We start from the raw sequence: 20,690 nt of genomic DNA on the forward strand, positions 1-20,690 counted from the left end.
ACAATCGAAACGAACTGCGATGTCGACTCCGCGGTGCCGGGCGTCGAGGGCGTCCTCCGCGTCTGTGCCTCTCACGATCCCGGAACACCGATGCCGTCCCCCGGTTCCGCGGTCGTCCCCGCACGTGATCACTTTCACTCCGGTCTGAACACGCTTATACTGCCGCTCGTATAACGTCGATACGGACCCGATCAGACCCGTTCAGACTCACACCGGTAAGCTGCGCCTACATCAAGCGAGTTTGAACTAGCACAAACCGACCGGAACCCACGCCGTTTATTTGCGTGGCTCCGGTACCGAACGTCCGTCCGAACCTACAATGAAACGCCACGACACCCACACCCACGTCTGCCGATTCGGCGGTCTTACCGAGGAGGAACGCGACGAATGAGTCGCGCCGACCTCGACGCCGACGAGCTCGAACTGCCGATCAAACGAACCGAGGGCGACACGCTCGAAGACCGCCTCACCTCCAACGCCTACGACAACATCCTGCCCGCCCGCTACCTCCGCAAGGACGCGGACGGCAACCCCGACGAGACGCAGGAGGAGCTGTTCGAGCGCGTCGGCCGTAACGTCGCGCTCGCGGAGGCGGTCTACGAGGCCGACGAGCCGGTCACCGTCACGCCCGCCCAACTCAAGCCCGACCACCCCCGGCGGGACGAACTCGCCGAGGAGGTCTTCGGGAAGGGCGTCACCGCCACCGACGAGGGCTCCGAGACCGAGCTGACCGTCTACAACGTCAACAAGTTCGCCTACGAGACGGTCGTCCCCGAGCTCCCCGACGACGTGCGCGACCACGTCGAGGAGACCGCCGACGAGTTCCAAGAGCTGATGGAGCGGCTCTCCTTCATGCCGAACTCGCCGACGCTGATGAACGCCGGCGACGAACTCCAGCAGCTCTCCGCGTGTTTCGTCGACTCGCCGGACGACGACATCGACGACATCCACCAGACCGCCAAGGAGGCCGCGCAGGTCTTCCAGTCCGGCGGCGGGATGGGGTACGCGTTCTGGAAGCTCCGCCCGTACGGCGACGCGGTCGGTAGTACCGGAGGGATCGCCTCCGGACCGATCACGTTCATGCGGACCTTCGACCAGATGTGCGAGACGATCGCGCAGGGCGGCGCCCGACGCGGCGCCCAGATGGGCGTCATGCGCGTCTCGCACCCGGACGTGATCCAGTTCATCCACGCGAAGAACAAGGACGTGAGCCTCGCGAACACGCTCCGGCTCAACGACCCCGACGACTTCACGCACACGTCGTTCGCGGACGCGCTGGACGAGGCGCGCGAGCTCATCGACGACGACGGCAAGGTGCCCAAGCACCTCCGCAACGCCGTCGAGGGTCACCTCTCGAACTTCAACATCTCCGTCGGCGTCACCGACGACTTCATGAAGGCGCTCCAGAACGGTGAAGAGTTCACGTTCACTAACCCCCGAACCGAGGAGCCCCACGTCGCCACCCCCGAGACGAAGGAACTGTACGAGATGTTCGGCCTCGGCGAGCACGTCGAGGTCGGCGAGACCCTGTCGGTGCCGGCCGCGGACCTGTGGGAGCACATCGTCGAGGGTGCCCACGAGAACGGCGAGCCCGGCGTCGTCTACCTCGAACGGATCAACAAGCTCCACAGCTTCGACGTCGAAGAAAATCCCGAGCACAGAATTCTTGCAACAAATCCCTGTGGCGAGCAGCCGTTGGAAGAGTACGAGGCCTGTAACCTCGGGCACATCAACCTCTCCACGCTCGCGGACCTGGACGCGCCCGACTGGCGCGTCTGGTCGGCCGAGCACGGCGACGAGTACGACTCTGAGTCCGCGGCCGTCGAGGCGTTCCTCGAGGACGCCATCGACTGGGCGGAGTTCGACTACCGCATCGAGATGGGGACGCGCTTCCTCGAGAACGTCGTCACCATGTCGGACTTCCCGGTGCCGAAGATCGAGGAGAAGGTCCGCGACATGCGGAAGATCGGCCTCGGCGTGATGGGCCTGGCGCAGCTGTACATCCAGCTCGGCGTCCGCTACGGCTCCGAGACCGGCAACCTGATCGCCGAGGAGCTGATGACCCACATCAACCACGGGTCGAAGGCCGCCAGCCACGACCTCGCGGAGGAGCGCGGGGTCTTCAACGACTGGGAGGACTCGAAGTACGCCGATCCCGTCCGCTACGCCGACTGGTTCGAGCAGTACGTCGGCGAGGACCCCGAAGACTGGGCGGATGGCTACCCGATCCGCAACCACAACACGACGACCATCGCCCCGACGGGCACCACGTCGATGGTGGGCAACACCACCGGCGGCTGCGAGCCCATCTACAACGTCGCCTACTACAAGAACGTCTCCGACGACGTGCAGGGCGACGAGATGCTCGTCGAGTTCGACGACTACTTCCTGCGCACGCTGGAGGCGAACGACATCGACGTCGACGCCGTGAAAGCGGAGGCACAGGAGCAGATGGCGAGCAACGAGTTCGACGGCGTCGACGGGCTGGAGACCGTCCCGGACGCCATCGGTGAGCTGTTCGTCGTCACCGGCGACCTCACTGCGAAGGACCACGCGGGCGTGCAGGTCGCCTGCCAGACGGGCGTCGACTCGGCCATCTCGAAGACGGTCAACGCGCCGAACGACTCCACGCTCGAGGACGCACAGGAGGTCTTCGAGTACATCTACGAGCACGGCGGCAAGGGCGTCACCTACTACCGCGACGGCACCCGCTCGAAACAGGTGCTCACCACCCGCGCCGACAACACGGAGTTCGCCGACGAGAGCGAGGCCGCCGAGGCGCTCGTCGAGCAGATCACCGACGTGTTCGGCGGCATCGAGGGCTTCCTCGACAACGAAGACGTGCAGGCCGCCCTCGACGAGGAGGTCTCCGAGCTGCTGGAGGCCGCCGACGAGCGGACCATCAACATCGACTACACCGAGAAGCGCGCCCGTCCGGACTCCCTGCGCGGGGTCACCCAGCTCATCGAGACCGGCTACGGGAAGATGTACATCACCATCAACGAGGACCCCGAGACCGGCGAGCCGTTCGAGCTGTTCGCCAACATCGGCCACTCGGGCGGCTTCACGAACTCCTTCACGGAGTCGCTGGCGAAGGTCATCTCGACGGCGCTGCGCTCGGGCGTCGACCCGCGCGAGATCGTCGACGAGCTGCAGGGCACCCGCAGCCCCAAGATCGCCTGGGACAAGGGCGAGCAGATCCAGTCGATCCCGGACGCGATCGGCACGGCGATGCGCCGCTACCTCGACGACGAGGTGGAGAAGGGCTACCCCGAGCAGACGAGCCTCGACGAGGTCGGCACCGACGCCGACGCCGTCTCCGGCCCCGAGGCCGACGGCGGCGCCGCAGTCGACGCGAGCGCGGACGCGACCGCGCCCGGGCCCGAGGACGCCGGCGACGTCGAGCAGACGACCGACGCGGTGGACGAACTCATCGCCAACGGCGAGTCGCCCGAATGTCCCGACTGCGGCAGCATGACGCTGTACTACTCCGAGGGCTGCAAAACCTGCGAGAGTTGCGGGTGGAGCGAGTGCTGAGTGAGCGTTAAGCCGGGATTAAGCGCCAACCCTTCCGATATTCTCTTTCGCGCGTCGCTGGAGACCGAGCAACTGCTATTCTCGTCCGGCGCGTACCGATCGGGCACGCCTACCGCGGAGACAAATGGTGTCGAGACGTACTACGAGCGCCGCGGCGACGGCCCGCCGGTCGTGTTCGTCCACGGGGCGGCCGTCGACCACACGCAGTGGGCGCCGCAGTTCGACGCGCTCGGCCTCCACCGACCCGTCGTCTGCGGGCTGTCGATGGGCGGGTGCATCGCGATGACGTACGCCGCGCGGTACCCCGACGGGCTGTCGGGACTCGTGCTCGCGGACACCTTCGGTCCGGTGCCGCTCACCCTCGGCGAGCGCCTCCAGCGCGCGGCGCTTCGGCTCACGGTCCCGCCCGCGCGGCTGCTCGGATACCAGCGCGTCGAGCGCGCGATGGTGTGGCTCCAGGAACGCGTCTCCGGCGAGGGCGTCGGCGGCGACTACGACCGGATCGAGGCGATCCGGGAGTCCGGGCCGCTGCTGGCGACCGAGGAGTTGGCGAAGGTGATCCGGGCGCTGTCGACGTTCCACCGGACCGAACTCGACTACGCGGGAATCGCCGTCCCGACGCTCCTGCTGTACGGCGAACACGAGGCGACGTTCGTCCGCCGGCAGATGCACAGCCTCGCGGTGGTGCTTCCGCACGCGACCCTGCTGGTCGTCCCGGACGCAGGCCACGCGTCGAACCTCGACAACGAGGCGTTCGTCGACGGCGCAATTCGCGGTCACCTCCGGCGCCTGTGGCCCGAACACGACCCGAGCCACGAGGGCGCGGCTCCGCCGCCGTCGAGGCCGGACGCCGGCGACTGAGCCGCCTGCGGCCACGACGGGACGCGCGGTCGCTTCGGTCGAACCGACCCGGCTCTCGGGCGCGGTCAAACGTTCGGCGTCGACGGCCGCTGCCGGGGCGAGTCGGCTGCGGAGTCGACGACGGGGAACCGCACGACGACCGTGGTTCCCCTGTCCGTGTCGTCGACGGTCACCGACCCGCCAGACGCCTCGACGATCCGGCTGATCAGCCACAGCCCCAGGCCGTTGGCCTCGTCGAGCGACCGCTCGTCTCCCACGAGGACCGCCCGGTCGACCGCGGAGAGCCCCGGCCCGTCGTCGGCGACGCGGAGGTCGACGGTCGAGCCGTCGTCGGCGACCTCGACGCGCACGTCGAGGAAAGGAGAGTCGGCGTCGGCGTGTTCGATCGCGTTCTCAATCAGGTTGTCGACGGCCGACGGGAACACCGAGACGGCGGCGATCGTGACCGGCGACTCCGGAATCCGCACGTCGAGCCGCACCTCGGGGTGTTCGGCCCTGACCTGCTCTACCCGTTGGCGAACCACGGTCGCCAGGTCGAACCGCCGTACGGCCGGTTCACCGTCCGCGAGCGTCTCGGCGAGCGCGGCCTGTTCGGTCACCTCGATCATCCCGTCGGTTCGCGCGGACAGCACGTCCAGTGCGTCCCGCACGGCCGGCGAGGCGTCCTCGTCGAGTTCCTCCCGAAGCAGGCGCAGGTAGCCGTCGATCACCGAGATGTCATTCCGGAGGTCGTGCCGCAACACCCGGTTGAGCACCTCGACGCGCCGCTCGGCCGCCCGGCGCTCGGTGATGTCCCTGAACACGAGCACGGTCGCGTTCGTGCCCTCGAGCGACCCAACCGAGGTGGTGAACGTCCGGCGCACGGACGCGCTCGCGTCGTCGGCACCGGTCGGCGTCCCCCGCGCCGGCTCCGTCGTCGCGTCGTCCGACCCGGAGGATCCGACCGACCTCGCGGGCTCGTCCACGTCCAGCGCGACGGTCACGTCGTCCGTACCGCGGCCCGGACAACGCCTGACTACCTCGACGAGGTCCGGCTGCGACCGGAACACCTTCTTGACCGGGCGGCCGATGGGGTCCCGGTCTGCGAACAGCCGCGCGGCCGCCGCGTTCGCCGCCCGAACCGTCCCGTCGCCGTCGACGATCACCACCGGGTCGGAGAGGTGGGCAACGATGTGGTCTTGTGCGACCGCGATCGAGTCGAGGAGCCGATAGCGGGTGATCGCGACGCCGGTGAGGACCGTGGTCACCGAGAACAGCACCGGCGTGAAGTCGATCGGCGGGCCGCTGGCGGGCCGGGCCGCGATGCTCGCCACGCCGGCGATCATCGGCAGCAGACCGGCCCCGAAGACCGCGAGACGGCGCGACCGGGTGACCCCGGTCGAGCGACGCCAGCTGCGCGCGAGCCGCCAGAGGACGTACGTGTTCACCGCGAACGACCACAGGAGGAACAGCCCGAACCCGATCCCGGGCGTCACCGTCGACCGGACAACCTCACCCGTGGTGAGCGTCACGTCGGCGTAGATCAGTTTGTGGGCGGGGTTCGAGACCGCGAGCAGGGCGAACGCCAGCGGGACGCCGGAGACGACCGGGATCCGCCGGCGCGTGAGCCAGCGGTCGTCCCCGGCGACCGCGAACGCGAAGACCGGCCACGACGCCCCGACGAGCCCCGTCCCCAGCCAGAGGAGGTCGTTGAACGCGAGGATCACCGGGAGGGTCGACGCCCGCAGCTGGAGCGCGTACGACCACGACCACAGCGTCGCGCCGAGAGACAAGCCGAGGAAGCCGACGACCTCCGGCCCGCCGAGCGACACCGGCCGCCGCCACAGCACGAGCAGCAGCATGCCCGCCGAGGCGGCGCCGCCGAGCACCAGCAGCGGGACGACAACGGAGATGAGTGTCATGTGAGTCGAGGTACGTCAGTCGGTTCGAAGGTGTCCGTCGAAGCGGTTCCCGATGGCGTGGTGACGTATACACCTCTCTCACGGGTGCCGAATTTAAAAATAACGTCCGATCCCGCCCCGCCACCCGCCCGGGGGCGGCAAACGAGACCGAGCGCGACCGTGTCGGCGACGACGCCGGCGATGGCGTCGGCGAAGGCTGTCCGTCGAAGCCGACAGCAACATCTGTTCGGGTGCGGCAGTTTATCAGGGCGGACGCCGACCCCGAGGTATGAGCAAGCAGGAGCCGTCGGAGCGCGACCGCGCCGACGACGCCGGCGACGACGCCGCGGACGCGGACGCGTTCGCCGGCGAGAAAGACGAGTCCCTTCGAAGTCGCGAGGTGACGGCGGGCGCCGAGCGCGCCCCGCACCGCGCGATGTTCCGCGCGATGGGGTACGACGATCAGGACCTCTCCTCGCCGATGGTCGGGATCCCGAACCCCGCAGCCGACATCACGCCGTGTAACGTCCACCTCGACGACGTGGCCGACGCCGCCCGAGAGGGGATCGAGGACGCGGAGGGGATGCCCATCGAGTTCGGGACGGTCACCATCTCCGACGCCATCTCGATGGGGACCGAGGGGATGAAAGCGAGCCTCGTCTCCCGCGAGGTGATCGCCGACTCGGTGGAGTTGGTCTCGTTCGGCGAGCGCATGGACGCGCTCGTGACGGTCGCGGGCTGCGACAAAAATCTCCCAGGCATGCTGATGGCGTCGATTCGGACTGACCTGCCGTCGGTGTTCCTGTACGGCGGGTCGATCAAGCCCGGCGAGCACGAGGGCCGCGACGTGACCGTCCAGAACGTCTTCGAGGGCGTCGGCACCTACGCCGAGGGCGACATGAGCGCCGAGGAACTCGACGACATGGAGCGCCACGCCTGCCCCGGCGCGGGCTCGTGCGGCGGGATGTTCACCGCGAACACGATGGCGAGCATCTCGGAGGCGCTCGGAATGGCGCCGCTGGGCTCCGCCTCGCCGATGGCCGAGTCGGAGGAGCGCTACGACGTGGCCGAGCACGCGGGCGAACTCGCGCTGGAGTGCGTCCGCGAGGACCGCCGCCCCTCGGACATCCTCTCGAAAGAGTCGTTCGAGAACGCCATCGCGGTGCAGGTGGCGATGGGCGGGTCGACGAACGCCGTGCTCCACTTGCTCGCGCTCGCCGCCGAGGCCGACATCGACTTGGAGATCACCGAGTTCGACAAGATCTCGCGGCGCACCCCCAAGATCGCGAACCTCCAGCCTGGCGGCACGCGCGTCATGCAGGACCTGGACGCCGTCGGGGGCGTCCCCGTCGTGATCCGCCGCCTGATCGAGGGCGGCTACATGCACGGCGACGCCATGACGGTGACCGGGCGGACGATGGCCGAGGAGATCGCCCGCTTGGAGGAGACGGGCCAGATCCCCGCGGACGACGACATCGACGCGGACTTCCTGTACAGCGTCGACGAGCCGTACAGCGAGGAGGGCGCGATCAAGATCCTGACCGGGAATCTCGCGCCCGACGGCGCCGTCCTGAAGGTGACCGGCGACGACGCGTTCCACCACGAGGGCCCCGCCCGCGTGTTCGAGGCCGAGGAAGACGCCATGGAGTACGTCCAGTCGGGCGAGATCGAGTCGGGCGACGTGATCGTCATTCGCAACGAGGGCCCCCGCGGCGGCCCCGGGATGCGCGAGATGCTCGGCGTCACCGCCGCCGTCGTCGGCGCGGGCCACGAGGACGACGTGGCGCTGCTCACGGACGGCCGCTTCTCGGGGGCCACGCGCGGGCCGATGGTCGGTCACGTCGCCCCCGAGGCCGTCGAGGGCGGCCCGATCGGCCTCGTCGAGGACGGCGACACGGTGACGGTGGACATCCCGAATCGCGACCTCTCGGTCGACGTGGGCGACGAGGAACTCGACGCGCGCGCGAACGCGTATGAGGCGCCGGAGCCGCAGTACGCCGGCGGCGTGTTCGCGAAGTTCGCTCGCGACTTCGGCAGCGCCGCCAACGGCGCCGTCACGAACCCGAAGGCGAAACGGGACTGATCGGTCGGGGGAATACCCGACGGTGCGGTCTTCGGTCGAACCACGATCGACCCGACGCACTCGCTGCTTGCCGTCCGACTCGCGGAACGATTCAAGTGGTAGAGGGCCGTACGAACGGTGTGTGCTCCGCAGGTGACCGATCCGGGCGGCCCGACGGGGCCGACCGACCAGCGTTGGGAGGCGGACCTCCTGAGAGGGGATCGTCCGGCGACGACCGGAGCGAGGGACGGACCCGCGCCGCCTCTCCGTCGGCCGGTGGCGCACGCGTGAGCGGTCGTGACCGCGGCGTCGAGTCCGCCATGCTGATCCCGGGATTGCTTTTGACGATCGCGCTCCAAGCGGTGTCCTGGATCGCCCTCGACTGGGGCGGAGTGATCGGGTTCGTCCCCGGGGTACTCTCGTCGGTGCTCGCGATCGGCGGCGGCTTCGCCCTCACCGCGCTGTACTTCAGACACTCGACGGTGGCTCCCGTCGTTAAGTGACCCCGGATCACTCCTCGCGCCCCGCTCGGCCGTCGCCGTGCAGCGTCTCGTGAACGCCGAGCACCACCGCCGGCACGACGATCATGAACAGGTGTTCCTCCAGCGGGATCCCAAGCAGCTCGATCCCCGTCCGCATCGGGATCGAGAACACGCCCACCTTCAGGGTGTACCAGTCCCAGACGTACGCGATCGGGTAGACGGCGGCCACGGTGCGCGCGGCGCGCCACTGCGCGGCCCTCCCTGCACGGACGAGCAGCACGGCCGCCGCCGCGCCGAACAGTGCCTCCGTCGCGAGGTAGGTGTACGGCCCGAACGTGGTCACGTCCGGGAGTGCGACGCCCGCGCCCGCCAACGGCCGGAAGAAGACGGCCACGAGCAGGCCCGCGAGGAACAGGTACGCGCCCCTGACGAGCAGCATCGTCGCCGTCGCCGCGTCCTTCCGAACCGCGACGGCGACGACGGCGCCGAACGCGAGACTGGCGGCGGGAGCGCTCGGCGGCAACACCCCGGTGAGCGTCAACGGGACGACCGCGAACACCCCGACCGCGAGGGCGCCGACCGCGAGTCGCCTGGCTCGCTCGGGACCGAGCGCGACGGCGACAGTTCGCTTGTCGATGGAGCGGTCGTAGTCGTAGTCTTGGGTGTCATCGACGATCTTCACGCCCGCGAGCGTGACGACGAGCACGAGCGTCAGCGCCAGCGGCGCGACTGCGAGTGACCCCGTCTGCGCCGCGTATCCCCCGAGGAGACACAGGCCGATGCCGACGGGGTAGCCGAGTGTCGTCGTCACCGGGTTCGTGTCGAACTGCGGGGCGTGGAGGTAGCCGATGAGCCACATCGGCACAGCGACGGCGACCGCGAGGGGCGCGGCCGCCGGTTCCGCGAGGAGGGCCACGCCTGCGAGGCACGCGAGGAAGCCGACGGTCGCGCCCGCGAGGCCGAGACGACAGCCGCGCTCGGTCATCGGGTGGTCGTCGTCCTCGCCGCGGCGGTGGAAGTCCACGTAGCCGTCCTTCACGTGGGCGGTGTAGACGGCGAAGAACGCCGCGCCAGCGTACACGAGCGCGACCGTCGGCTCGAAGTCCCCGGCCAACGCCGCGCCGAACAGCGCCGTCGCCACGGGCGGGAGCATGAACACGGGGTGGACCTGCGATGCGTACGCTCGCGCGACGGCCGCCGGGCCGCGCCCGTGCCGGGCGATTGCCATGAGGTGTCATGGTACTATTACAAAATAAAGCACCCGTCGGATCCCGCGCCTCGGCATTCGAGCGGTCGCGGTGAAGCAGACGGACAGAGGGGCGCTCGGTCAGCGCCGATCGCGGAGCAGGAGGGCGCCGGCGAGCAGGCCGAACGACCCGGCCGCGAGGATCGATTGCGGCGGGAACCGGCTGGACTGGCCCGAGAGATCGGGGTTCGGCGACGAATCGCACGTCTCTACGGTTCCCTCGGTCGCGTTGTCGTAGGTGACCGTGCAGGTCTGCCCGCCTGTACCGACGACCGCGCCGGAGACGGTGTAGGTTCCCGACGACCACTCGGCCTCGACGGGCTCGCTCGGGTCGTTGTCTTTGAACGCGGTTGCGGTCATCGTCGTGCCGTCGGCGTCATCTTCGGGCGCGAACGAGGTTCCCGTCCACTCCCACCGCACGAACGGCGTTCCGCCGTTGGGGCACTCAGTAGCGCCGGCACCGCCGGACCCGATCGCTTCGGCTCCTGGATCCTGCGTGCAGAGGATCACGAAGCTGATCGCGGACCGTCTGTCGGGCGTGTCTGTCGTTGTGGTGGTCGTTGTTGTAGTCGTAGTCGTAGTGGTCGTAGTCGTTATTGTCGGAGTTGGCGTCGCGGTCGGCGTCGGCGTGGGCGTCGGCGTTGCCGTGGGTGTCGGAGTTGGCGTGGGCGTCGCGGTAGGAGTCGGCGTCGGAGTTGCGGTTGGTGTAGCAGTCGGGGTTGCGGTCGGCGTCGCAGTGGGCGTAGCTGTAGGAGTGGGAGTCTTGGTGGGTTTCTCGGTCGGTGTCTCGGTCGGGGTATTCGTCGGTTTCTCAGTGGGTGTCGGCGTGGCTGGTGGTTCGGCTGTTTCAACCGCACACCGACCGTTGACGATGTAACCGGCGCCCGACTGGTTCTCGCCGTAGCCGGGCGCACCGATGAAGATGTCTTCGCGCTCGTCACCCGAGGTATCGTTGACGCCGGTGACGGTCCAGCCCGCGCGGTCGCCGGCGGACTCGCCGACGAACGTGGCGTCGGCCTTATCCAGACTGCGCGCTCCGTCTAGCTGCCCGCCGTACACGAGGTAGGCCGCGCCGGAGTTGTTCCCGGTCGAATCGTTGTACGGCGCCCCGACGAGGACGTCGTCGTAGTCGTCACAGTTCACGTCACCGGAACCGGCGGCCGCGACGTCCCAGCCGGCCTTGTCGCCGGCATCGACGCCTCGAAGCGTCACGCCTGCCTCGTCGAGGCGCTCGTCGTCGTCGATGGGACCTGCGACGAGGTAGGCGGCGCCGGAGTTGTTCCCGGACGAGTCGCTGTACGGCGCGTCGACGATGATGTCGTCGTAGCCGTCAGCGTCCGTGTCGCCCGCGCTGGCGACCGACCAGCCGGCGTGGTCGCCCCGCGCGATGCCGGCGAGCCGGACGCCCTCGGTGACGGAGGCGTTCGAGTTGCCCTCTGCGTCGAGCACATAGGCCGCCCCCGCGCCCGGCCCGGTGGAGTTGTTCGAGGGCGCTCCGATCACCAGATCCGCGTCGTCGTCCCCGTCCGTATCGCCGGCGCTCGCCACGTCGAACCCCGCGAGGTCGCCCGCGCCTGCGCCGCCGAACGTCCGATCGGCCACGTCCGCGAGCGTGTCCGGCTCCGCTGGCGGCTGGATGCCGTCCGCGAGCGTGTTGCTAACGAGATAGACCACCCCGGCGTTCGTACCCCGCTAATTGTCGTTGCGCGGCGCCCCTACCAGCAGCGCGTCGACATCGGCAGCCGCACCGGTGCCGTCGTCGCTATCGCTGTCCGCCTCCGTGACGGGGAGCGACGCGACCGGGAACCCGACCATGTCCCCTTCGCCGACACCGGTCAGTATCGCGTCAGCCTCGGCCAAGAGATTGGCCGTCCCGGAGCGTTCGGTCTCGTTCGACAGCAGCAGGTACACCGCGCCGACGTCCTCGGCCGCGCTGTCGTTCTCGGGTGCGCCGACGGCGATGTCGCCGTCGCCGTCGAACTCGCCGGCAGTAACCGCGAAGCCGGCCCGATCACCGGCGACGCCGAGGAGGCGTGCGTCAGCCTCGCTCACGTTCAGCGTTCCCTCGGGGACGGGCCCGTAAAACACGTACGCCGCTCCACTGTCGTTCCCGTTCGTGTCGTTCGAGGGTGCCTCGATGAGGAGGTCCGTCTGGCCGTCGCCGTTCAGATCAGCCTCACCGCGGGCCGCGTACGCGAGCGAATCGTTCCTCGCCCCGACGAACTTCGTGGCTCGCCCCGACGAACTTCGTGGCTCGCCCCGACGAACTTCGTGGCCGCGTCGCCCACGTTGATCGTTCCTCGCAGTGGTCCGGTCTGGCTCAGCCCGCGAGCGTCGGTCCGTCCCGGCGTCGACACCGCGCTCGATGACGGGCCCGCTCCCGAGTCGGCCTCGCCGATCGATTCTGAACCGTGTGTCACGTTCGAAGCGGCGTCCGTTGCCGCGGTCGACCCCGCGTCGGGTGTCGTGACCCCGCTGCCGAACGTCACCACGGCGCCGACGTTACCGATCATCAGCAACGAGAGCACCACGGCGAGCATCGCGCGTCGCTGTCGAACGTCCTCCAGTGTCATACCGGAGGGTCGCTACCGATTTAAATTGTTATATTTGAGCTGTTATTTATCTAGTACGGATATGTTTCGGCACCTGCGCTAGTAGTGTCCTGAAACAAATGATTCTCGCTGCGGACGCCTTACCTCGACCGACGGCTCTGGACGGTCTTCGCGGCAGTAGGGAGTTCTTTGAGACCGTAGTATACGAATGGTGTCATTTTCCAACGGGTACCTCGCCCAATTCCGAGCGAGACGCGACCGTGCTCGATAAGCGGCGGTCAGGGACGGTACCGTACGAGACCCGGGAAATCGAACCACTTTCGCTTTCTACCGTACTGGTTCCGGGGTGAACCGCCAGTAATCGGCAGGCAACAGTTTGAGAAGTGGGACCGCCGAGTGGGTAACCCGCCTTCTTCAACTACAATCCAACTAAGTTCAAGCTCTGAAAATGCAGTTTCTATCATAGGCCCGCCTCCCTGATCTCATCCCGACGGCGAGCCAGCTCCTCGTCGAGATTCGGTTTGTCGTAGTACGCTCTGATCGTATCCGGCAGCGCGTCGACACGCCCTGCGACCTTCTGGATCCGAACCCCCCGATTCCGAAGGTCAGTGATCCGTCCCGTCCGAATCGGATGCGGACTCAACGCCGACGGGCACTTGCTCTCGTGACCGTGCTCCAAGTACAGGCACGTCGCCGGATCCTCGTCGTGCGGACAGCCGCCCCGGAAACACGGGTGCGTGAGATTGTACGAAGTCCGCCGGAACGTCGACGAAGTCGGCCGGCCGAACTTCGACGTGAACAACGGCGAGCGGCCAAAATCGTCCTCAACGTCTTTCCGGTGCTCACGAATGTAGTCGCGAAGCACCTCGACCGTCGTCTCGTTGAGAACGTTCAATCGCTCGCCCGTGAGGCCGTTCTTCAGCCGCGTCTCCGACTCCTCACGACTGACGAACTGAACCGTGCCCTCCTCCGGATCGAAGTCCTCGACATCCAGCGCCCGAAGCCCAGAGATCCGCGCGCCCGTATCCCACATCGTGAGGAACAGGGCGTGATCTCGTGTCGCGTACCGGAACTTCTCAAGGTGATCGAGGATCGCGTGAACGCGCTCCCGGCTGATCATCAAGTCGCTCGACACCTCCCCCTTCGTAAGCGAGGGGATGTGAGCCGAGAACTTCTCGACGAGCGCCGGCTCGACGGCCTCGAGCGCGACGCCGTAGCTCATGAACTGCCGGACCGTCCGGAGTTCGTTCTTCATCGACGTGTTGTTCAGCGCCGTCGCGCGGTGGTCCCTGTACGCCTTGATGTCGCGACCGTCGACGACGTTCAGGTTCAGGATATCCTCCGACTCCAGCCACTGAACGAACTGCCGGACGCGACGCCTGTACGAGTGAGCAGTACTCCCCGACGTGTCCGACTCGATCACGTCGAGCCACTCCTCCATCGCCTGTCGCGGCGTGATCGGTTGGAGGTCTCCCCGGCCAACCGACGATGCGTCGAAACTCATCGCGACCCCTCGAAGCGACCGCTCTCGTCTCGAAGCACGTCGCGATCTCCGTGGCGCTCCGCGGCGGCACCGGATGGTTCGACCGACTTCGGACGATGCGGACACCGTCCGTCAGCCACACCGTAGGAGCGACCCTTCCACCTGCAGTGGCCCAACTCCCGACCGTCGGGGGTGATCGTAATCCACCGCCGACAGACGCGGCACTTGATGTCGCCACGTCGCTTCGGGGGTGACGACTCACGCAACAGGTGTGCCGGGAGATCGTCGAGGACCTCGCCAGGGGAGCGCGGAACGGTGCTCACTGCTTCTCACCCTCCTCGTGGCGCGGCAGAACGTACGCGGAGTGTCCCGTCGTCTCGCGGTGGCTCTTCACCTTCGTCTCGGCGGCGGGTTCGCCGCGGAACCCACCGAGGCGACCGCACGCGTCGTCGCACCAGGCGACGTACTCGACTTCGTCGGGATCGGGTTCGCCGCCGTCAGCGACGAGCCGCTCGCACGACGCCCGGCAACCTTTCACCGCCGCGATCTCGGCGGCCACGTCGCGGAACCACTCGCGGGCGAACTCGGCTGTGCCCGCGGAGCCGATCGCGATCGACACCTCGAACGCACGCCGCGCCGACTTACGCTCCTCGCGCAGCTCGGCGAGATCGTCGTCGACCACGTCAGATCACCTCGTAGTCCGCGGCGCCGCACTCGCCGCACCAGGCCATGTACACCACGTCGAGGCGGTCGCCCGGCTCGCACGGGTCTTCCCGCACGACAGGACGGCACGCGCTGTACTCCTGCCCGTCACAGCCGTCCGCGTGCAGGTCGTGCAGCAGGCCGCGGAACTCGGAGCCGTTTCGACTCACCGCTCGTCACCTCCGTCACCGTCGACGAACAGGTCGTCAAGCGTTCCCTCGTCGTCGGTGTCGGTCGGTTCGACGCCGAGGTCTGCCGTGTAGGTCTCGATCTCGTCGACGAGGAGGTCGAGCGCCTCCTCGATCGAGTCCTTCGAGCGGATGGACCCGTGACGCGTCGTGATCGACGAGACGAGGTTCTGGTAGATCGCGTCGTCCTCTTTGAGGACCTCGATGCCCTGCGCGAGCCGGCGGTACTTCGCGGCCTTCTGGAACGCCGCGGAGTTCAGCACCGCCTCGATTTCCTCCTCGGACAGCTCCTCGACCGAGAAATCGCTCACGCCGACTCACCTCCGGTGCGACGACAGTTTGCGCGGTGGCGCGCGATCCCGAGCGGGGTGCGCCGCTTCGCGCCGCACTCGCACTCGAAGCCGCCGTCGACGGCGCGGTGTTCCAGGCGCCCGCCGTCGGCGATCGCGCGTCTTGACTCCTCGGCGTCCTCGAACTCCTCGAGGCGGTACGACCCGACCCGGCAGCCGCACGGGGTGGCGCGGTGGTCGTCCGGGCCGCGCGTCGTGATGAACAGGACCAGCTCGCCGCACTTCGGACAGTACCGCAGTCTGTCGGCGTTCACGCGGAGTCACCCCCGACGACTGCGTCGGCGAGCAGGTCGATCCGTTCGCGGAGCAGGTGGTAGCCGACCTCGGTCAGTTCGTACTCGTTCGTGCGCTTGTCGAGTTCGGACTTCTCGATCAGCCCGTACTCGGCGAGGTCGTCGAGCGCCGGGTAAAGCCGGCCGTGATTGATCTCTGTTTCGTAGAGGTCCTGCAGGACGCGTTTGATCGCAAGCCCGTAGGACGTCTCCTCGTCGCCCTGAAGCCGGGCGATAGCGTAGAGGACGTTCCCCTCGAACGCGGTGAGGTCGGTCCATCGCGGGTAGTTACTCTCGGTACACTTTTTCGACTGCGTGGATTGACTAGACATTGCTCTGGTCGTGTTGTGGAGCGCGCGCTCTGCGCGTGGTCTGCGGGCGATTCAGGGTGACCCTCGCCGCGACGCCCTCGTCTTTGGAAGGGTGAGGGGCGTCGCGGTTGGTCAGGTCACTCGCGGGACGAGAGACTCGTCGAGGAGGCGGCGGTGCGTCCGGTCGTGCGGGGCCTTCAAGTCGCCCCGGCGTGCATTTCGACATGGGTCTCGTACCTGGATTACGGGACCACACGCGGACTGGTGCTCTAACACCGAGTCCGCTTCTCACGACACCGCGTTCGGCAGCGGCGCGTGTTCGTCCCGTAACAGGTCCTGTGAACGGGGGCCACTTAGTTGTACTGCTCAAAGCAGTTGGAGCACTCAATCCATTATTTCGGTGATACTTTGTCGGAGAGGGATTACCGGACTTGTAATGGCTGGCCGGAAGGAAACGGTGTCCGACGAGGAGATCTTGCAGATATTCCTCAACTCCGGTGAGCACATCATGACCACCAGAGAGGTGTCTGATGCTCTCGGATTCTCTCTTGAAGGTACCCGAAATCGTCTTTACCCCCTTGCTGACCAAGGACTTCTTGCTCAGAAGAAGGTCGGGAACAGCCCTGCGTGGTGGCTCACGGACGCTGGCCGGGAGTTTCTCGCCGAGTCGGAGTAGCTGTACGAGCACGCATCGTCAGCGTAGAGCGTTTCGGTGATAAGGCAGAGCCTTGGGCGGAGTGAAAGTAGAAGTTCACCCATTTGTAACTAGTCAATAAGATTCTATGGAACTATTTTAGTCCGCAAAGTCGCCTAACCGCTGATTCTGCTGGGTAAATCTGAAGATAGTTTTGTCTTCCTTGTAACCTCCCTGTGATCCGGTCCTCTTCGCGACAACTCTATCACACTCTTCCAAGTGCTGTAGAGCATCTCTACAATGGCTCTTTACCAGATCCGTGCTCGTATAGGCGTATTCAATCAGATACTCGTAACTGTGTTCCATTCCTTCAAATTCTTCGTAGAGATGATCAGCAAACTCTACTGACTTCTGGTCGTCCTCATTACCTCCATTCGTAGCATCGAACAGTGTCATCTGTTCATTTTCATACTTGTAGTGGTCCGGACCAAGGTACGCAAATAGATCGCTGTCACCCTCGTTGAACATGACGTCTTTCATAGCTCTGAGTCCACGGAAGTGGTTCGAGGCAAAAATCAGGTAGTAGACGGTGACATTCTTATCTGGATGCTTCATTTGGAACGGAAAGACGTACTCAACTCCTGCTTCTTCCCGTAGTTGTGAAACGTACAGATGCAGTAGTTCCTTCTCTTGGTCCCTTCTATCTTCTATGTCTCTGATATATTTCCAACTATCACTACCAAATGCACGTGTAATTGTATCTGCCTTTTCGTCGTCATTCACGAATCTACGAATCTTGTCCACCATGAAATTGAAGAATACTTCATCTCCCGAGTCGCGGATGTTCATAATCTCTGATATAGTTTGGAAAGGAGTTCCCTTGTACCCAAATGGGTCAATGAAAACAAGACTCGGGAGGTGTCGGTACTTACTACTGGTCAGAATATCCAGAGCAATGTCTTCGAATTTCCCATTATAGAACTCGGTGCCAATCTTGTCCGGATTTCCACAATTCTGTTTCTCTTCATTCACTTCCTGTTTCAGGACTTCAAAATTTGTAGGATTTAGCTCATTAAGTGTACAATGAAATTTATCAATTTGGTCTAAATGCCTATTGGCCACGTCAATTGCCAGAAGGGGAGATCCAGGTTCACCGTCTTTGTACCGTCCTCTTCCCGCAAATCCGTCGAAGTAGTGAACTTCCGGATTCGTACTACCTAGGATTCTGGTCCATATAACGAGATATTTCCGGAGAATCCGATGCTTCACTTCCGTATGTTCCCTCATCTCCCATTTTTCAATGTTATCATCATCTAATGGCATAGAAAGATTGCTTAGAGATGACAATCGGTCCCACCTACATTACTTTGCCGACTAGTTAGAATTGAACCACCATTCTCCGAGCGAACGATTATAGGAACTGTGCGAATATGGTGGCAACAATGAAGAATAATAGGTCTGCCAACCGTGGTTTGACACTGCGCAGATCCGGTTCAGAGAGTGGCGATAGTTCCGGATATTCGCTATTTGGGGATGAAGGGAAACATCTCGATGAAGTATCTGGGTTACCTCAATTGAAAGATCTGAGAGAGATGAGCCGAGACTACGGTGAGGCCTTAGAAAGGGTAGATATATTGAATTCTGATCTGAGTTGTTCCAGTTGTTCAGATGAGATTCAGGACAGATTCAGTGCGACTTCAGACAGTCATCTTTTGTGCTGGGACTGTGCGATGGAGCGTGTTGAAGAAGTTGATCAACGGGGTGTGACTCACACAACTGATCCCACCAAGGCTGTCTTGTCGAACTCTGCCCTCCACCACAAGAATCTCTGCAACTACGTTATCAACGTCGCAACCGGCTGTACCCACGGTTGCAAATTCTGCTACGTCCCCAGTACGCCGAACATCAAGACTCGCGGTAAGATGCTCAAGGAGCAAGCAGGAGTGGAAAGCGGACAGAAAGAGTGGGGCAGCTATCTCCTCTACCGCGACGACCTTCCAGAACGCCTCGCTCGGAAACTCGACCGCAAGCGGAAGTGGGAGGAAACCGAAGATGGCCGCGGCGTCGTGATGATCTCCAGCGGAACGGACTGCTATCAGGATCGCCGCGCCGCTCAGATCACCCGAGAGTGCGTCATCGAGCTAGTCAACCACGGACGTCCGGTTCGTATCCTCACGCGGAGCCCGGCAGTAGTCCGCGATATCGACGTCTTCCAGGCGGCCGACGGCTACGTTACCGTCGGGTCCTCGATCCCTTGCCTCGACGACGAGTTGGTCCGGTCCATCGAGCCAGGAGCGCCCGCGCCGACGGCCCGCCTGAACGCCCTCGAAGAGATCAGTAACGCCGGAGTCCCGGTCTACGTCTCGATGTCGCCAACCTATCCGACACAGGATCGGGAGGACCTCCGAGCACTGCTCACCGAGTTCAAGGAACGACTCGACCCGGACGTGGTGTTCCACGAGCCGATCAACCCCCGTGGCGGGAACTTCCAGATGACCGTCCAAGCCGCGCGCGATGCCGGACAGACAGAACTCGCGGACGAACTCGACAAGCTCCGCGACCGTGAGAACTGGATCGAGTACTCGAAAGAGCAGCTCCTCGCGGTTCGCGATATCGGCGAGGACATCGGCGTCCCAATCCATCTGTGGCCAGACAAGGAGTTCATCAAGCACGCTGGGGAAGATTCGGAGTTCTTCCGTCAGGAGCGGGAGAAGATGGACTCACCGGAGGATTACCCGAAGCCTCCGGCTCCCGTCTAACGGTTCGGTTGGCTACTTCCACTTCCACCGTGGATGGCGGAGTTCTATTTATGTAGAGCGTGTAGCAAACGGTAGAGATGAGCGTGCGCCTTGACACGAAGCGCGACCCTGACGGCGGGTGGTACGACCGCTACGTCGAACTCGTCGACGATGAGGGTCGCGTCGTCAAGGAGTTCGGAAAGAACCCGACGCTCAACGAGCTCCGCGAGGCAGAGCGCGAATACGGCGAGCGAATCAACCTCTGGCAGCAGGGCCTGATTTGTTCCGATTGCGGGAACCAGATCAACGAGCGATTTAGTGCCGACCTCGAGGGGAATCTACTCTGTTGGGATTGCGCTTCTGAGGAGGATAGTTCAGACCAGTCCGGTCTCCGAGTCAATGCGGACCCAACGAAATCGGTCCTCAGCGAGTCCAAGCTCTACGAAAAGAGCCTCTGCGACTACGTGATCAACGTCGCGACAGGATGCCGTCACGGCTGCAAGTTCTGCTATGTACCGAGTACCCCTGCTATCCAGAACAGAGAGGAGATGCTGGGAGACAAGGCCGGCGTCGAGGACGGACAACAAGAGTGGGGTAGCTACCTCCTCTATCGCGACGATCTCCCAGAGCGACTGAACGAAGGGCTGCAGGACAATCCGTGGGAAGATTGGGACAAGACTGACCGAGGTCGTGGCGTCGTGATGCTCTCAAGCGGAACCGACTGCTACCAGGACAAACGGGCAGCACAGATCACGAGATCGTGTGTTCACGAACTCGTCAGTAACGACGTTCCCGTACGGATTCTGACTCGCAGCCCGAATCTGCTCCGAGATATGGACTTGTTCCGCAAGGCAGGAGAGTACGTCACAGTCGGCATGTCGATACCGTCTTTCGACGACGAGTTGGTACGAGCGATGGAACCGAATGCCCCGCCACCAATGCAGCGTTGGAAGGCGCTTGAGAAGCTCTCGAAGAATCAAGTACGCCGATTCGTATCCTTCTCACCGACGTACCCAACGATGGACGAAGAGGAGATCCACGAGGCGCTTTCGTGGTTCTCCGCTCTCGGCCCGGAAGTCGTGTTCCATGAACCGATCAATCCTCGCGGAGCCAACTTCGAGATGTGCGTCGAGGCAGCTGAGAATGCCGGGCGGCAGCAACTCGCCGACGATCTACGCTCGATGGAGGATGAAAGCATCTGGAAGGAATATGCCTTAGAGCATATCAAACTGGTCAGAGACTGCGCCCGGCGGTTCGACAATATCCAAATACATTCGTGGCCAAGTAGGGACTTGGTTCGAGCAACCAAGGGCGAGACGCGGAGTTGGCTGCTTACACTTCGTGAGGAGGTCTCACCAGAGCAACACCCTCAATAATTGATAATTCAACGCA

18 protein-coding genes and 1 pseudogene are annotated in these 20,690 nt (G+C 64.7%); 7 read left to right on the forward strand and 12 right to left on the reverse strand.

All coding sequences use genetic code 11. From position 1 onward, the window contains the following. Window positions 1-387: 387 nt before the first annotated feature. Entirely contained in the window at window positions 388-3,537 is a 3,150-nt protein-coding gene (locus BUE16_RS04960) for an adenosylcobalamin-dependent ribonucleoside-diphosphate reductase (protein WP_073307313.1), read from the forward strand. Continuing rightward, window positions 3,538-4,398 carry an alpha/beta fold hydrolase gene (locus BUE16_RS04965; RefSeq protein ID WP_234972328.1) on the forward strand — a complete coding sequence of 287 codons (861 nt, stop codon included), beginning with the start codon at window positions 3,538-3,540 and terminating at the stop codon, window positions 4,396-4,398. It abuts the gene before it with no gap. 65 nt (window positions 4,399-4,463) lie between these two features. Here BUE16_RS04965 and BUE16_RS04970 read toward each other — a convergent pair whose 3' ends face one another. Further along, on the reverse strand, window positions 4,464-6,299 hold the full coding sequence (locus BUE16_RS04970) for a sensor histidine kinase (protein WP_073307314.1): 1,836 nt from the start codon (window positions 6,297-6,299) through the stop codon (window positions 4,464-4,466). 268 nt (window positions 6,300-6,567) lie between these two features. On the opposite strand from BUE16_RS04970, the gene ilvD reads away from it, so the two are divergent. Then, entirely contained in the window at window positions 6,568-8,361 is a 1,794-nt protein-coding gene (ilvD, locus tag BUE16_RS04975) for a dihydroxy-acid dehydratase (protein ID WP_073307315.1), read from the forward strand. Window positions 8,362-8,627: 266 nt separating this feature from the next. Then, a complete protein-coding gene (locus tag BUE16_RS04980) occupies window positions 8,628-8,843 on the forward strand; it encodes a hypothetical protein (protein ID WP_143165368.1) in 216 nt (71 codons plus the stop codon). A 7-nt stretch (window positions 8,844-8,850) separates the two neighbouring features. On the opposite strand, the gene BUE16_RS04985 is transcribed toward BUE16_RS04980, so the two are convergent. The 10 genes and pseudogenes from BUE16_RS04985 to BUE16_RS05035 form a co-directional block, all read right to left on the reverse strand. Then, window positions 8,851-10,050, reverse strand: coding sequence for a lycopene cyclase domain-containing protein (locus tag BUE16_RS04985; protein ID WP_073307317.1), 1,200 nt, complete (start codon window positions 10,048-10,050; stop codon window positions 8,851-8,853). Window positions 10,051-10,149: 99 nt separating this feature from the next. Next, window positions 10,150-11,742: an integrin alpha gene (locus BUE16_RS16265; RefSeq protein WP_143165369.1), complete on the reverse strand. Its 1,593-nt coding sequence runs from the start codon at window positions 11,740-11,742 to the stop codon at window positions 10,150-10,152. 18 nt (window positions 11,743-11,760) lie between these two features. Next, window positions 11,761-12,120, reverse strand: a complete 360-nt coding sequence (locus BUE16_RS17130; protein ID WP_143165370.1) for a hypothetical protein — start codon at window positions 12,118-12,120, stop codon at window positions 11,761-11,763. Window positions 12,121-12,162: 42 nt separating this feature from the next. Continuing rightward, window positions 12,163-12,471 (reverse strand): annotated as a pseudogene (locus tag BUE16_RS17480) (hypothetical protein); the annotation flags it as partial. Window positions 12,472-13,080: 609 nt separating this feature from the next. Then, window positions 13,081-14,124, reverse strand: coding sequence for a tyrosine-type recombinase/integrase (locus BUE16_RS05010; protein WP_073307320.1), 1,044 nt, complete (start codon window positions 14,122-14,124; stop codon window positions 13,081-13,083). 298 nt (window positions 14,125-14,422) lie between these two features. Then, a complete protein-coding gene (locus BUE16_RS05015) occupies window positions 14,423-14,785 on the reverse strand; it encodes a hypothetical protein (RefSeq protein WP_073307321.1) in 363 nt (120 codons plus the stop codon). A 1-nt stretch (window position 14,786) separates the two neighbouring features. Then, window positions 14,787-14,975 (reverse strand): hypothetical protein, encoded by a 189-nt coding sequence (locus tag BUE16_RS05020; protein WP_073307322.1) that lies wholly within the window; start codon window positions 14,973-14,975, stop codon window positions 14,787-14,789. Then, window positions 14,972-15,304 carry a hypothetical protein gene (locus BUE16_RS05025; RefSeq protein ID WP_073307323.1) on the reverse strand — a complete coding sequence of 111 codons (333 nt, stop codon included), beginning with the start codon at window positions 15,302-15,304 and terminating at the stop codon, window positions 14,972-14,974. The genes BUE16_RS05020 and BUE16_RS05025 overlap by 4 nt, the downstream gene beginning before the upstream one ends. Then, window positions 15,301-15,597, reverse strand: a complete 297-nt coding sequence (locus BUE16_RS05030) for a hypothetical protein (protein WP_073307324.1) — start codon at window positions 15,595-15,597, stop codon at window positions 15,301-15,303. Before BUE16_RS05030 ends, BUE16_RS05025 begins: the two co-directional genes overlap by 4 nt. Next, window positions 15,594-15,947: a helix-turn-helix transcriptional regulator gene (locus BUE16_RS05035; RefSeq protein WP_073307325.1), complete on the reverse strand. Its 354-nt coding sequence runs from the start codon at window positions 15,945-15,947 to the stop codon at window positions 15,594-15,596. Before BUE16_RS05035 ends, BUE16_RS05030 begins: the two co-directional genes overlap by 4 nt. A 415-nt stretch (window positions 15,948-16,362) precedes the next feature. Between BUE16_RS05035 and BUE16_RS05040 the strand changes: the two genes are divergently transcribed. Continuing rightward, a complete protein-coding gene (locus BUE16_RS05040) occupies window positions 16,363-16,602 on the forward strand; it encodes a hypothetical protein (protein WP_073307326.1) in 240 nt (79 codons plus the stop codon). Between the two features lie 117 nt (window positions 16,603-16,719). Here BUE16_RS05040 and BUE16_RS05045 read toward each other — a convergent pair whose 3' ends face one another. Continuing rightward, entirely contained in the window at window positions 16,720-17,883 is a 1,164-nt protein-coding gene (locus BUE16_RS05045; RefSeq protein ID WP_073307327.1) for a three-Cys-motif partner protein TcmP, read from the reverse strand. Window positions 17,884-18,323: 440 nt separating this feature from the next. On the opposite strand from BUE16_RS05045, the gene BUE16_RS05050 reads away from it, so the two are divergent. Together BUE16_RS05050 and BUE16_RS05055 are read left to right on the forward strand one after the other, a co-directional pair. Then, the gene (locus BUE16_RS05050) at window positions 18,324-19,319 is read left to right on the forward strand and encodes an SPL family radical SAM protein (RefSeq protein ID WP_234972329.1); all 996 of its coding nucleotides are present in this window, start codon (window positions 18,324-18,326) and stop codon (window positions 19,317-19,319) included. A 77-nt stretch (window positions 19,320-19,396) separates the two neighbouring features. Continuing rightward, window positions 19,397-20,674 carry an SPL family radical SAM protein gene (locus BUE16_RS05055; protein ID WP_143165371.1) on the forward strand — a complete coding sequence of 426 codons (1,278 nt, stop codon included), beginning with the start codon at window positions 19,397-19,399 and terminating at the stop codon, window positions 20,672-20,674. The last annotated feature ends 16 nt before the right edge of the window (window positions 20,675-20,690 follow it).

Origin of the sequence: Halobaculum gomorrense (assembly GCF_900129775.1) — an archaeon.
GTDB lineage: Archaea > Halobacteriota > Halobacteria > Halobacteriales > Haloferacaceae > Halobaculum > Halobaculum gomorrense.